The sequence below is a fragment of the Pseudomonas putida genome, from assembly GCF_003228315.1.
Classification (GTDB): Bacteria; Pseudomonadota; Gammaproteobacteria; order Pseudomonadales; family Pseudomonadaceae; genus Aquipseudomonas; species Aquipseudomonas putida_S.
This window is the reverse complement of record NZ_CP029693.1, coordinates 53,411-66,058: the sequence shown is the minus strand read 5'-3', so window position 1 is coordinate 66,058 and position 12,648 is coordinate 53,411. Positions and strand designations below refer to the sequence as shown.

Genomic DNA, 12,648 nt, shown 5'->3' with positions numbered 1-12,648 from the left:
CAGTGTCCTTATGCATGACATTCATATCTGGCCAAGTCCGATGTGCGCTTGCAAACCCTTGATTTATGGCCTCAAATCATTAGCGAACTCGCGCCACCGGAATGTTTCCCCATGATTGGTTTCGATAAGCTGGACCTGAATCTGATTAGAGTCTTCGACGCCGTCATGGAGGAACGCAGCGTGCTGCGCGCCAGCCAACGCCTGCACCTGAGTCAGTCCGCGGTCAGCCATGCGCTGTCGCGTTTGCGCGAAGGGCTGGGGCAGGAAATTTTCGTCCGCACCGGCAAAGGCATGACCCCCACCAGCTATGCACTCGAGATCAGCGGACCGCTGCGCGCGGCGCTGCACAGCATGAGCCAGACCCTTTCCCTGGGTGCCTCGTCGTTCAAACCCGAGACGGTGAGCCGCTCCTTTGTGATCGCCGCCAACGACTACGTGTCCGCCACACTGCTGCCGCAGCTCAACCGCCGGCTATCGACGGCGGCACCGGGTATCGACCTGTCGATCACCCCGGCGACGCGGCTGGATCTGGCCGAGCAAATTGACCTGGGGCGAATCGATGTGGCGATCGGGAGCTTTCGCAACGCGCCGGAGCGCTTTCGCACCAAGCCGGTAATGTTTCAGGACGAAGTGTTCATCTGCAGCGGTGCTCATCCGATCGGCAACAATGCGCTGCGGCTCGAAGACCTGGTGCGCTACCCGCTGGCGGTCGTGTCCCTGGGTGGCGAAGGTGAAGGGATGTTCAGCGGCTACATCCTCGAAAGAGGCCTGGCCCGACAGGCACAAATGTACGATCGCAATGCCCTGGAGCAGGCATTGGCGGAGGCGGGACTGTCGGTGCGCCGGCAAATCGTGCTGCCACATTTTCTGGCGTTGCCGATGCTGCTCGAAGGCAGTGAGTTACTGGCGATCGTGCCGCGTCCCCTCGCCCGGACATTTGCCAGAACTCTGGGCTTGCTGATCAAACCCTTGCCCTACCCGGCGGCACAACAGCAACTGGACATGCTCTGGCACAGCAGTAACGACAATGATCCGTCCCAGCGCTGGCTGCATGGCCAGATCAGTGCGGCGGCGGATGAGATCTCGCGCTTGCAGGACTGAACAAGCCCATTCCCCGGCACACCACAAAACCTGTGGGAGCGGGCTTGCCCGCGAAGGCGCCAGCCCGGCCACCCTCTTTTTTGAATGTGTCCGCCCCCCGCACATACGCTAACCTGCTCAGAACTCGTCTCTCCCCGGATCAAGGCCTGCCCATCTATGATCATCTCCTCTGCATCGGACTACCGCGAAGCGGCACGTCGCAAACTCCCTCGTTTCCTGTTCGACTACATCGACGGCGGGGCTTATGCAGAGCACACGCTAAGGGCCAACAGCGCCGACCTGAGCGGCGTCAGCCTGCGCCAGCGGATCCTGAAAAACGTCGAGAGCCTGAGCCTGGAAACCAGCCTCTTCGGTCAGCGCCAGGCGATGCCGATCACGCTGGCGCCGGTTGGCCTGACCGGCATGTTTGCCCGCCGGGGTGAAGTGCAGGCGGTCAAGGCGGCGCAGAACAAGGGCATCCCGCTGTGCCTGTCGACCGTCTCGGTGTGTTCGATCGAAGAAGTAGTGGCCAACACGCAACAGCCGATCTGGTTCCAGCTGTACGTGCTCAAGGATCGCGGCTTCATGCGCAATGCCCTGGAGCGCGCGCAAGCCGCCGGGGTGCGGAATCTGGTATTCACCGTCGACATGCCCACCCCCGGCGCCCGCTACCGTGACGCCCATTCGGGCATGTCCGGCCCGTTCGCCTCGACACGCCGCATCCTCCAGGCCATGACCCGCCCCGATTGGGCCTTCAATGTCGGCTTGATGGGAAAACCACATGACCTGGGCAATATCTCCAAATACTTGGGCAAAGCCGTCACCCTCGAAGACTACATGGGCTGGCTGGCCAACAACTTCGACCCGTCGATCAGCTGGAGCGACCTGGAGTGGATTCGTGAATTCTGGAAGGGCCCGATGATCATCAAGGGCATCCTCGATCCTCAGGACGCCCGCGACGCGGTGAGCTTCGGCGCCGATGGCATCGTCGTTTCCAACCACGGCGGCCGCCAGCTCGACGGCGTGCTCTCCACCGCCCACGCCCTGCCCCCGATCATGCAGGCGATCGGCAACGACTTGAGCGTGCTGGTCGACTCAGGTGTCCGTTCGGGGCTGGACGTGGTGCGCATGCTGGCGCTGGGGGCCAAGGGCGTGTTGCTCGGTCGCTCCATGGCTTATGCACTGGCCGCCGATGGGCAGCGCGGGGTGGAAAACATGCTGGATATCTTCGCCAAGGAAATGCGCGTGGCCATGACCCTGACCGGGGTGACTTCCATCGAGCAGATTGACGAATCGATTCTGGTGCGGTCGGTTGGCTGACCGCGCACTGCCTGAATGCCCGCGTTGCCTGGATGTTCATCGCGAGCAGGCTCGCTCCTACAGGAGGTCCGCGTTGCAGCTGCGCCGCGATCGGAATAGCCTGACTGGCATTTCCACCGCCGAGAATTGGCCGATGCGCATCGCCCTGCTGTCCGACCTGCACCTGTCCGTCAACGCGATTCCCTTCCCCGAGGTGGACGCCGATATCGTCGTGCTCGCGGGCGACATTGCCAGGCCACACAGGGCCATCGAATGGGCCAGCGCCTGCCCGTTGCCGATCCTGTATGTGGCGGGTAATCACGAGTTCTATGGCAGCGACCTGATCTCGACCCATGAGCAGCTGCGCACCTTGTCCCAAGGCACGCAAATCACGGTGCTGGAACGCTCGGAGCATGTCCACGATGGCGTGCGCTTCCTGGGTTGTACCCTTTGGTCGGACTATCGGCTGTTCGAGGAAGGCCCCCAGCGGGACCTGGGTGTCGACATGGCGACCCGGCTGATTCGCGACTTCAGCCATATCAGGATCTCGCCGGACTTTCCCGACCTGTTCACGCCGGCGATTTCCCAGCTGATTTACCTGCAGACCGTCGCCTGGCTGGACGACTGCTTCAAGCGCGACAGCAGCACGCCGACGGTGGTGATCTCGCACTTCGCCCCGACCCGCTACAGCATCGCGCCGATGTTCGCCGACTCGCCGATCAATTCCAGTTTCGTCTCGGATCTGGAGAAGAAAATCCGTCAATGGCAGCCGGCACTGTGGCTGCACGGGCACACCCATGGCAGTTTCGATTACCGGGTAGGTGATACGCGCGTGGTGTGTAATCCGCGGGGTTATGCGAAAGACGGGGTGAATGAAAACCCTGCGTTCGACAGTCAGTTGGTGCTTGAACTCGACAGGGTCAGATGACCTCGGGCTGTCTCGAGGATTTCAACTGAAAGCTCGGGGCGCGACACCATTCTCGACAGGGTGAGCGCGCCCATCATGGTGCAGAAAGTGACGACTGCGCGGGCGCGTGCGGCGTCACCCTCCTCTGGCTCGGCTTGCGCGGTCAACATATCGATGACCCGCTCCAGGCCCTGGGTCGCCACCTCCCTGACCTCCTGCTCGCTGCGAACCAGCTCGCCGCCCAGCGCCGCGTAGGGGCAACTTTTCTCCAGCGCATCCCGGTGTTCGGTCGAGAGGTAATGACTGACCAGCGCATCGAATCCCCCGACTTCACCTACCCCGGCCAGCTCCGTTACCAGCGACTCCACCGCCACCTCGCACGCCTGCGCCACGACCTGATCCTTGGATTCGAAATGCCGATAGAAGCCGCCGTGGGTCAGGCCGGCGGCGGCCATCAAACCCGCGAGCCCCGTTCCGTCGATGCCGTTCAGGCGGAACTCGACGCTGGCGGCCTCGACGATCCGTTGCCGGGTTTGTGCGGTTTCCTGCCGTGATTTACGCATGGCGAACATCCTGATGAGTGGTGTTTGACTTTAGATGTTGTATAACATCTAATCTATATTACGGACATAATATATTCCGTCTCCCACACTGAATACCGAGGCCACGACCATGACGCAAGCCACCATTCTCGTAACGGGCGCCACCGGAGACACCGGTCGCAGAACCATCGAAATCCTCACCGCCAAGGGCGTGCCGGTCAGGGCACTGGTGCGCAAGGAAGATGAGCGCAGTGCCGAACTTCGGGCAATGGGCGCCGAAGTGGTGCTCGGCGACTTGCTGGACCTGAACGCGGTGCGCAGCGCCCTGGAAGGCATCCGTGCCGCTTACTTCGTCTACCCGATTGCCCCGGGGTTGATCGATGCCACCGCACGCTTCGCCCAGGCGGCGAAAGAAGCAGGCGTCGAAGCCGTGATCAACATGTCGCAGATCTCCGCCCGGCGTGAGGCCAAGAGCAATGCCGCGCTCGATCACTGGACGGCGGAGCGCGTGTTCGATTGGTCCGGGCTGGCCGTGACCCACCTGCGCCCGACCTACTTTGCGCAATGGCTCACCTACCCGCACTGGCGCTCCCATATCCGCGACAAAGACCAGATTCGCCTGCCTTTTGGTGACGGCCGCCACGCGCCGATCGCCGCTGAAGATCAGGCTCGCCTGATTGCCGCCATCCTCCAGGACCCAACACCCCATCAAGGCAAAAGCTACACCCTGCACGGCCCCGTTGAACTGAGCCAGCAAGGCGTCGCCGATGCCATCGGTGAAGTACTGGGTCGCAAGATCAGCTACCAGCCCATCAGCATTGAAGAGTACAAGGAGGAATTGCTCGGCGCCGGTTTGCCCGCCTTCCTCGTGCAGCACCTGGGTGAAGTCGCCCTGGACTACCAGCACGGTGTGTTTGAAGGCGAAGACAGCATCATTGCCCAAGTGACCGGCCAGGCGCCGTTGACCGTGCAGCAATTCGTGACGCTGCACAAAGACCTGTTCAATGCCTGACGCAGACCGGGTGAGTGCTCCCGACGGACGCTCACCCGACCTGTCTCTCTAGAAGGAGCATTCAATGAACACTGCGATTGAGTTGTACGGCGCCGAAACGGGTAACACCATCAGGGCCGCCATCGCTCTGGAGGAAGCGGGCATTGCCTACACCGCGTGCCCCGTGGACCTGTACTCGGGTGAACATCGTGACCCGGCATTCCTGGCACTCAACCCGGCCGGCAAGGTCCCGACCCTGGTTGATCGAAGCTCGACACCGGCGCTGGTGATCAACCAGTCAAACGCCATCATCCAGTACGCGGACGGCCAGGCACCGGGCCGGTTATCACCCGCTGAACACGGGCCTGAGCGCAACAGGGTGTTTGATCGTTATTTCTTCTTCGTCACCGACATCATCGCCCCCAGCCACGCCGCGTTCTTTCTTCACCAGGCCGGCATGCACGACGCCGCCGAATTGCTCCAACGGCGAGTGATCGAACAGTTCAAGCTGGCAGAAACCTTTCTCACCGGTGAGTTCATGGCTGGCGAGCAGTTTTCCATGGCGGACATCTCGGCCTTTACCCTGGCCAAATCGATCCGCGACCGACTGGACTGGAAGGCCCTTCCATGCCTGTCACGCTGGTACGCCACCATTGAGGCCCGGCCAGCGGTGCAGCGTGGCTTGAAGGCATTTTCCACACACGTCGCTTGAATGGATGGCGCATGTTCCTCGTCAACGGTTATGCCGCAGGATGGAAAAATTCAACGCTGCGGCCAACGAGAGCCACACCAAATACGGAAACAGGATCAGCCCGGTGATGACATCCAGACGCATCGCCATCACCAGCATCACCGCGACGACCAGCCAGAGCAGCGCGAGGATCACCATGCTGGCCAATACCCGATGCGCGCCGAAGAACACCGGCGTCCACAAGGTGTTAAGCGCAATCTGCGCCGCCCACAACGCCAACAGCGTTTCGCTGCCCGGTATCAGGGTCAAGCGATAGCCGACCCAGGCGAGCAGCAGATAAAGCGTCGTCCAGGCCACGGGAAACACCCAGTTGGGTGGCGTGAAGCCGGGTTTGTTCAGCGCCGCATACCACTCACCCGGCTTGAAAAAGAACCCGCTGCTCGCGGCGGCCGCACAGGCCAGAAGGAAAATGGGAAAGGTCATCGTCTGTCCTTGGCAAAAGCCATCAGTCTTGGTCTTAAGGTTAGAGGCCGTGCAAGACGAAAAAGTGCGAAGGTCGTGAAAACGCAGATTTAACAGAACCCCGCCCCCCTGTAGGAGCGAGCCTGCTCGCGATGGACGTCAACGATAACGCGGGCAGCCTGACACCCCGCTGCGCCCTCAGGTTCATCGCGAGCAGGCTCGCTCCTACAGGGGTCGCGTTCGCAGGTAGTGATCGCATCATCACGAGCACGAGCGGTACGCCTCTCGTCCTATCAATCCCGTCGATGTTCGCAATCACGTCAATCAAGTTCTGTTAAAAACCCCGCGGCGTAACAATGGCTCCACACCAACCAGAACACCCCCGGAGCACACGATCATGAAACGCCAAACCATCCTCAGCATCGTTTTCTCGGTTTTTGCAGTGAACGCTTTCGCCGCCACTTCCGCTCAACCCCTGGTCGCTGAAGGCGGCTCAGATCGTCTGATCGAAAGTCGTGTAGCTGAAGGTGGCTCTGACCGCCTGCAACAGAATCGTGTTGCCGAAGGTGGTTCGGATCGCCTGCTGGAAAAACGTAACGCAGTCGCTGCCGATGGTTCGGATCGTTTGAAAGGTAATGAAGTCGCCGCTGATGGCTCTGATCGCCTGAAAGGCAACGAAGTCGCTGCTGATGGCTCCGACCGCCTGCATGGCAACACCGTCGCTGCCGACGGTTCCGACCGCCTGCATGGCAACGCTATCGCCTAAGCTCTTCGCCTCACCGCAACACCCGCAAAAAGCCCGGCCTGATCAGCCGGGCTTTTTCATGCCGCATTGTTTTTTGCCGAACAGGAAATATGGGTAAACAGCCAATCCCCTGTAGGAGCGAGCATGCTCGCGATGGACTCAAGAACGCCGCGTTTACCCAGATACCCCGCGTTATCGTTGACGACCATCGCGAGCATGCTCGCTCCTACAGGGGTCCCGGGCAGCCGCAATATCGGTCAAAAGATACCCGCCCCTGCAAGCATCTCAATGAGCGTCTCTGGCCAGACCGTTTCTTCCGTCGATCTCAGCTCATCAACAGTCCACCAGCGGTGATCCGCCATGACCTGAGTCTCATGGAGCGTCCACTCGGCACTGCAAAGAACGCGGTTTTGAGCGCGCACAACGAAATACTGCTCCACTGAAATCACCCACTCGCCGCTGGGCAAAAGCATGGGAAACCTGCGATCCCCCACTGGCCCCGCTACTGCCTCCACCTCAATACCAGTCTCCTCCCGAAGTTCACGGATTGCAGCGGCATGGAACGTTTCCCCCTCCTCCAGGCCACCGCCTGGGGTAGCCCAGTGACGCTGACCGGCCAGGGCTCCATCGTCATGGACAAACTTGAAAAGCAGGACTTCCCGACAAGGGCTGATCACCAGTAAACGTGCTGACTTTCTCTCACGCATTTGATGTATGTCTTCCATGATCCTCCTTGAGTGAGCGTTGACTCAAAAAGATCGCAGTCTCGTTGCACTCGACAGCTCCTACAAGGGGTTTTGGGTTGTTCGCGGATTTTGCGGCCAGCTACAGACTCTGAAGGAGCTGCCGAAGGCGGCTCCTTCAGGGCACCGTTTGCCCTATCGATGCCGTCGATGTTCGCAATCACATCAATCAAGTTCTGTTAAATACCCTGCGGCGCAACAATGGCTCCACACCAACCAGAACACCCCCGGAGCACACGATCATGAAACGCCAAACCATCCTCAGCATCGTTTTCTCGGTTTTTGCAGTGAACGCTTTCGCCGCCACTTCCGCTCAACCTGTTGTCGCTGAAGGCGGCTCGGATCGTCTGATCGAAAGCCGTGTGGCTGAAGGCGGTTCCGATCGCCTGCAACAGAATCGAGTTGCCGAAGGTGGTTCGGATCGTCTGCTGGAAAAACGTAACGCAGTCGCTGCCGATGGTTCGGATCGTTTGAAAGGTAATGAAGTCGCCGCTGACGGCTCTGATCGCCTGAAAGGCAACGAAGTTGCAGCTGATGGCTCTGACCGTCTGCACGGCAACACCGTCGCTGCCGACGGTTCCGACCGCCTGCATGGCAACGCTGTCGCCTAAGCTCTTCGCCTCACAGCAACACCCGCAAAAAGCCCGGCCTGATCAGCCGGGCTTTTTCGTGCCTTGTGCCCCGCCCTGAATATTGTCTACCCCCAATGTCATGTTCAACGAAGAACAACTGTGGGAGCGAGCCTGCTCGCGAAAGCGATGGTTCAGGCAACATCGATGTTGATCCGGCTAAAGCCATCGCGAGCAGGCTCGCTCCTACAGGGGTATACGGGTCTTCAGGCCGCCCAGCGCAGCCCGGCAACACTCGCCAGAATCAAGCCAATCCAGAAGAACCGCCAGAACGAAACCCCATCCCCCAGCCAATACATACCGACAAGTGCCGTGCCCGCAGCGCCGATTCCGGTCCAGACCGCATAGGCGGTGCCGACCGGCAGGACTCGCAAGGCCATTGTCAGTAGGGACAAACTGCCGGCCAATACCACGCAAGTGCCAGCGAGCAACCAAGGGCGTTCCAGGCCGTTGGCGGATTTCAGGCCGATCGCAAAGGCGATCTCCAGGAAACCGGCGACGATCAGCAGTAACCAGGAAGTGGTGTACGTCATGGGACAAGACCTTCATGGGCAAAAAAAGGCGAGCCATTTGAGGCTCGCCAAAGGGGGAGGTAAACGGAGAAGCAAAGCGTCAGTTGGCCAACAGCTTGCCGCGCACCAGGCTGGACAGTGTTTTCACGGTCAGCAGGCTCAGTGCCACGGTGAGGAACAACAGGATCAGCACAGCGATGGTCGTCAGCAGGGTGTTGTCCAGGGCATGAGCGTACTTCAGCGCCGCGTTGCTCAGGGCCGCGATGGGGAAGCTGATCGCCCACCACGAAGGGGCAAAAGGCACATCACGACGGAACACCTTGAAGCTCAACACCAAGAACAGGAACAGGCCGAAGTAGAACAGCACGCTGGCAAACCGGTCGATCTCGCCGAACACATTGGTGTACGCCAGGAAGCCGACTTCAAAAGGTGCAATCAAGACCATCAGCGAAGGCACCATGCCTTTGGCCAAAGGGGCTGAATGAACCAGACGCGAGAAGATCCGGGTGTAGAAAACCAGAGCCAGCACGGCACCCACGGCCAGCGCAAACAAATTGAATTCGGCCGCCCAGACCATCGGCATGTGCGCACCGGTGACTGCGATATCAAGGGTGGCAACGCCGGGGATCAGCCAGGCGGGCACCGCATTCAAGGGATCCTGGGCACCGGACAACAGGCGCGAAACCACCAGGCCTGCGAGTAGCACGGTCAGTATGCTGCCCAGTATCCAGAGTGCTTCGCCGAGCAGCGGGCTGTGGGGTGCCGCCACGGCGGAAAGCAGCAACAACGCAATGGTGACGGTACCGAAAAAGTTGCTGGCAACCGGATGATTGAATTCGGCACGCACCGCTTCAGGGTGTTTGACCCATTTACTCAGGTATCCCAGGGTCAGCAACACGAATACCAGGCCGGCAAACGCGCCGATCGCCTCACCCAGCAGGCCGCCGATACCGAAATACTGACCACTCAAGCGCCAGGCCAGACCCAGGCCAGCCAGGCCCATGACCGCGCCGAACAGATTGATGGGCAGGTTTTTGATGGAAGTCGTACTGCTGGTTACCGATTGAGCCACAGCGACGTTAGGGGTGTATGCAGCGTTCATGGCAGTCTCCCGTTTGACTGAATTTGCTGTTGGGGCTATTTTCAGCCAATCAGCCTTTGGCTGAAATAGTCACATTACGACGTATTCAGCCAATGATTCGACGAGGACAGACATCATGCGCATCACCCTCCTGGCCTTCCCCCGCGTACAGTTGCTGGACGTGGTCGGTCCGGCGGATGTCTTCTCCGAGGCAGCCAAACAGTTGGGCAATCCACGGGCCTACCGGATCGAAGTGATCGGCACCGACAAAGGGATGATCAAAGGCTCAAGCGGCCTGAGGCTTGCCATCGACGAGACCTTCGAAACTTATAAAGGCAGGATTGATACCTTGCTCGTGGCCGGCAGCCCGCACATCGACGAGATCGCGCAAAATCCCGCCTTGCAGGATTGGCTGCGCAAGCAGGCCGGATCGGTGCGCCGAATCGGTTCGGTGTGCAGCGGCGCGTTCCTGCTGGCCGCCGCCGGCCTTCTGGACGGCCGCCGGGTCACGACGCACTGGAATTCCAGCGCGAAACTCGCCAGGGAACATCCGCACACCCAGGTCGACGCCGACAGTATCTTCATCAAGGACGGCAACCTCTATACCTCGGCAGGGGTCACGGCGGGCATGGACCTGGCCCTGGCGCTGGTCGAGGAGGATCACGGTCGGGAACTGGCGCTCAGCGTGGCGCGCGAGATGGTGATGTTCTTCAAGCGACCGGGCGGGCAATCGCAGTTCAGCGCGCAATTGGCCGCCCAGACGGCCGAGCGCAGTGTGATCAGGGAGGTGCAGGATTACGTGGTGCAGCACCTGAAGGCCGATCTGAGCGTCCCCACCCTCGCCGCCCGCGCTGGCATGAGCGAACGCAACTTCGCCCGCACCTTCAAGGCAGAAGCCGGCTCGACCCCGGCCGAGTTCGTGGAGCTGGCCCGCATCGATGCCGCCAGGCGATTGATCGAAGATTCCGACATCTCGCTCAAGCGCCTGGCCGACACCGTGGGCTATGCCAATACCGACGGATTCAGAAGAGCCTTCATGCGCCGGCTTGGGGTTGGGCCGACTGATTATCGCAAGCGCTTTTCAATCGGTTGATCCTACACGGTGAACTGCGACACCACCTTGCTCAAACCGATGGCCAGCTTCGACAGTTCACTGCTGGCTACCGAGGTCTGATCGGCCGCCGAGGTACTTTGCGCCGACAGATCCCGAATACTCATCAGGTTCTGATCCACGGATCGTGCGACGTGGGCCTGTTGCTCGGAGGCTGTGGCGATCAGCAGGTTGCGTTCATTGATCTCCGCTACCGCCCTGGAGATTTCCCGAATGGCCTCCCCGGCTTCGCGTGCGATTTCCAGGGTCTTGATGGCTTCGGCGCTGCTTTGCTGCATCGACAGTACGGACTTGTCGGAACCAGACATGATGCCGCTCATCATCTGTTCGATTTCCTGGGTCGATTCCTGAGTCCGGTGCGCCAGCGCCCGGACCTCGTCGGCCACCACGGCAAAGCCCCGCCCCTGCTCGCCGGCGCGGGCGGCTTCGATGGCGGCGTTCAGGGCCAGCAGGTTGGTCTGTTCGGCAATGGCCCGGATCACGTCGAGCACCTTGCGGATGCCCTGGGTCTGTTGCGCCAACTGCTCCAGGTCGCTGCTGGTCTGCCCCACCGAGCCCGCGAGGTTTTCAATCGACGAAATGGTCCGGGCGACCCGGTCCAGGCCAGTCTGCGCGGCGGTGCCAGACTGTTGAGTGGATTTGGACGCCGACACCGCATTGCGGGCGACATCCTCGACCGCAACAGTCATCTCGTTGACCGCCGTGGCGGCCTGTTCGGTTTCGAGGTTCTGGCGCTGGATACCGGATTTCGATTCGTCGGTGATCGCGCTCATTTCTTCGGCCGCCGAGGCCAGTAAGGAAGAAGACTCGGAAATATGATTGATCGTGCCCTTGAGGTTTTTCAGCATCGCCGCGGCCGATTGCTGCAGGTCCGTCAGCTCATCGGCGCCCGACACTTCCACATTGCTGCGCAAATCTCCTTCGGCAATTTTCTGGTTGACCTGCAGCAACGATTGCATCGGCAAGACGATGCTGCGGGTAAAGAAGATGGCGATGGCAACCGTGAGTACAAGGCCCATGACAATGATCGCGATCACCCAGACCAGTCCGCTGTCAAAGGCGGCACGGGCGTTCGAACCCGAGGTTGCGGCGCCCACCGTATTCACGGCGGCCAACTCATCGATGGCTTCCATCAATGCCGTGGCGGCCGGTACGGTGACTTTACGGATGTAGTCAAAGGACTCGAGTTGGGTTTGCTTGTCCGCTTGGGTCAACAGAACCTGGACCTTCTCGTGGTAGTTCTTGATCAACTCCAGGACTTTTTCATATTTGACCCGCTCCGCCTCAGAGGAAACATTGGGTTCGTAGTTGCGGGCGACCTCATCGAGGGTTTTGTCCTGATCGAGGACTTTGCTTCGCGCGCCGTCCTTATCGGACGCGCCGTCAATGATGTAATACAGCAGTGAAAGCCGCAGGTTGTAAGCGCTTGACTTGATCTTCGCGGAGCCCTGGATGCTCGGCAGCCAATCGACTTCCAGCCTTTTGGCCTGCACGCCGATTTGCGACATTTTCCAGACGGACAGCCCGCCCATGCACAACAACAATAGGCTGATCACGCCAAAGCAAAGAGTTGCCCGTGCGCTCAGCCTGATGCGTCTGATCATCATTTTTCCAGTTCCAGTTCGATGCGATGGTTTTGGTTTTTCCGGAGCCGAAGGTCAAGCCACGGGGGAGTTACCAGCGCATACACCCTAATCAGCCGGATCAGGGAGGAACATCAGTCAAACCGGAAAAGCGGGCACAGGAAGTGAAACTGTATCGGTCAACTGTAGGAGCGAGCCTGCTCGCGATGGCTGAGTGTCAGGCGACAGGGTTGTTGAACGTGCCGGCCCTATCGCGAGCAGGCTCGCTTCTA

15 protein-coding genes are annotated in these 12,648 nt (G+C 60.2%); 8 read left to right on the top strand and 7 right to left on the bottom strand.

Going from position 1 to position 12,648, the window contains the following annotated elements; genetic code table 11:
- Positions 1–111: 111 nt before the first annotated feature.
- The 3 genes from DKY63_RS00320 to DKY63_RS00310 all read left to right on the top strand — a co-directional run bounded on the left by DKY63_RS00320 (position 112) and on the right by DKY63_RS00310 (position 3,307).
- Positions 112–1,101 carry a LysR substrate-binding domain-containing protein gene (locus DKY63_RS00320; RefSeq protein ID WP_110962250.1) on the top strand — a complete coding sequence of 330 codons (990 nt, stop codon included), beginning with the start codon at positions 112–114 and terminating at the stop codon, positions 1,099–1,101.
- A gap of 156 nt (positions 1,102–1,257) precedes the next feature.
- A complete protein-coding gene (gene lldD / locus DKY63_RS00315; RefSeq protein WP_110962249.1) occupies positions 1,258–2,400 on the top strand; it encodes an FMN-dependent L-lactate dehydrogenase LldD in 1,143 nt (380 codons plus the stop codon).
- Between the two features lie 133 nt (positions 2,401–2,533).
- On the top strand, positions 2,534–3,307 hold the full coding sequence (locus DKY63_RS00310) for a metallophosphoesterase (protein ID WP_110967810.1): 774 nt from the start codon (positions 2,534–2,536) through the stop codon (positions 3,305–3,307).
- Here the strand turns inward: DKY63_RS00310 and DKY63_RS00305 are convergent.
- Entirely contained in the window at positions 3,274–3,849 is a 576-nt protein-coding gene (locus DKY63_RS00305; protein WP_110962248.1) for a TetR/AcrR family transcriptional regulator, read from the bottom strand. The two genes, DKY63_RS00310 and DKY63_RS00305, sit on opposite strands and share 34 nt — an antisense overlap.
- Positions 3,850–3,958: 109 nt before the next feature.
- Between DKY63_RS00305 and DKY63_RS00300 the strand changes: the two genes are divergently transcribed.
- Together DKY63_RS00300 and DKY63_RS00295 are read left to right on the top strand one after the other, a co-directional pair.
- Positions 3,959–4,840 (top strand): NmrA family NAD(P)-binding protein, encoded by an 882-nt coding sequence (locus DKY63_RS00300; RefSeq protein ID WP_110962247.1) that lies wholly within the window; start codon positions 3,959–3,961, stop codon positions 4,838–4,840.
- 64 nt (positions 4,841–4,904) lie between these two features.
- Entirely contained in the window at positions 4,905–5,531 is a 627-nt protein-coding gene (locus DKY63_RS00295; RefSeq protein ID WP_110962246.1) for a glutathione S-transferase family protein, read from the top strand.
- 21 nt (positions 5,532–5,552) lie between these two features.
- Here the strand turns inward: DKY63_RS00295 and tspO are convergent, their stop codons facing one another.
- Positions 5,553–5,993 (bottom strand): tryptophan-rich sensory protein TspO, encoded by a 441-nt coding sequence (tspO, locus tag DKY63_RS00290; RefSeq protein WP_110962245.1) that lies wholly within the window; start codon positions 5,991–5,993, stop codon positions 5,553–5,555.
- Between the two features lie 376 nt (positions 5,994–6,369).
- Between tspO and DKY63_RS00280 the strand changes: the two genes are divergently transcribed.
- Entirely contained in the window at positions 6,370–6,738 is a 369-nt protein-coding gene (locus tag DKY63_RS00280; protein ID WP_110962243.1) for a hypothetical protein, read from the top strand.
- A gap of 56 nt (positions 6,739–6,794) precedes the next feature.
- Here the strand turns inward: DKY63_RS00280 and DKY63_RS32300 are convergent, their stop codons facing one another.
- Complete coding sequence (locus DKY63_RS32300) at positions 6,795–6,935, bottom strand: hypothetical protein (RefSeq protein ID WP_204354284.1); 141 nt, start codon at positions 6,933–6,935, stop codon at positions 6,795–6,797.
- Between the two features lie 39 nt (positions 6,936–6,974).
- Positions 6,975–7,424: an NUDIX hydrolase gene (locus tag DKY63_RS00275; RefSeq protein ID WP_110967809.1), complete on the bottom strand. Its 450-nt coding sequence runs from the start codon at positions 7,422–7,424 to the stop codon at positions 6,975–6,977.
- Positions 7,425–7,702: 278 nt separating this feature from the next.
- On the opposite strand from DKY63_RS00275, the gene DKY63_RS00270 reads away from it, so the two are divergent.
- The gene (locus tag DKY63_RS00270) at positions 7,703–8,071 is read left to right on the top strand and encodes a hypothetical protein (RefSeq protein ID WP_110962242.1); all 369 of its coding nucleotides are present in this window, start codon (positions 7,703–7,705) and stop codon (positions 8,069–8,071) included.
- A gap of 224 nt (positions 8,072–8,295) precedes the next feature.
- Here DKY63_RS00270 and DKY63_RS00265 read toward each other — a convergent pair whose 3' ends face one another.
- Both DKY63_RS00265 and DKY63_RS00260 read right to left on the bottom strand, forming a co-directional pair.
- Positions 8,296–8,622: a DMT family transporter gene (locus DKY63_RS00265; RefSeq protein ID WP_110962241.1), complete on the bottom strand. Its 327-nt coding sequence runs from the start codon at positions 8,620–8,622 to the stop codon at positions 8,296–8,298.
- Positions 8,623–8,701: 79 nt separating this feature from the next.
- Positions 8,702–9,703, bottom strand: coding sequence for an SLAC1 anion channel family protein (locus DKY63_RS00260; RefSeq protein WP_110962240.1), 1,002 nt, complete (start codon positions 9,701–9,703; stop codon positions 8,702–8,704).
- Between the two features lie 115 nt (positions 9,704–9,818).
- On the opposite strand from DKY63_RS00260, the gene DKY63_RS00255 reads away from it, so the two are divergent.
- On the top strand, positions 9,819–10,775 hold the full coding sequence (locus DKY63_RS00255; RefSeq protein WP_110962239.1) for a GlxA family transcriptional regulator: 957 nt from the start codon (positions 9,819–9,821) through the stop codon (positions 10,773–10,775).
- Between the two features lie 2 nt (positions 10,776–10,777).
- Here the strand turns inward: DKY63_RS00255 and DKY63_RS00250 are convergent, their stop codons facing one another.
- Entirely contained in the window at positions 10,778–12,397 is a 1,620-nt protein-coding gene (locus tag DKY63_RS00250; RefSeq protein ID WP_430523172.1) for a methyl-accepting chemotaxis protein, read from the bottom strand.
- Positions 12,398–12,648: the final 251 nt, after the last annotated feature.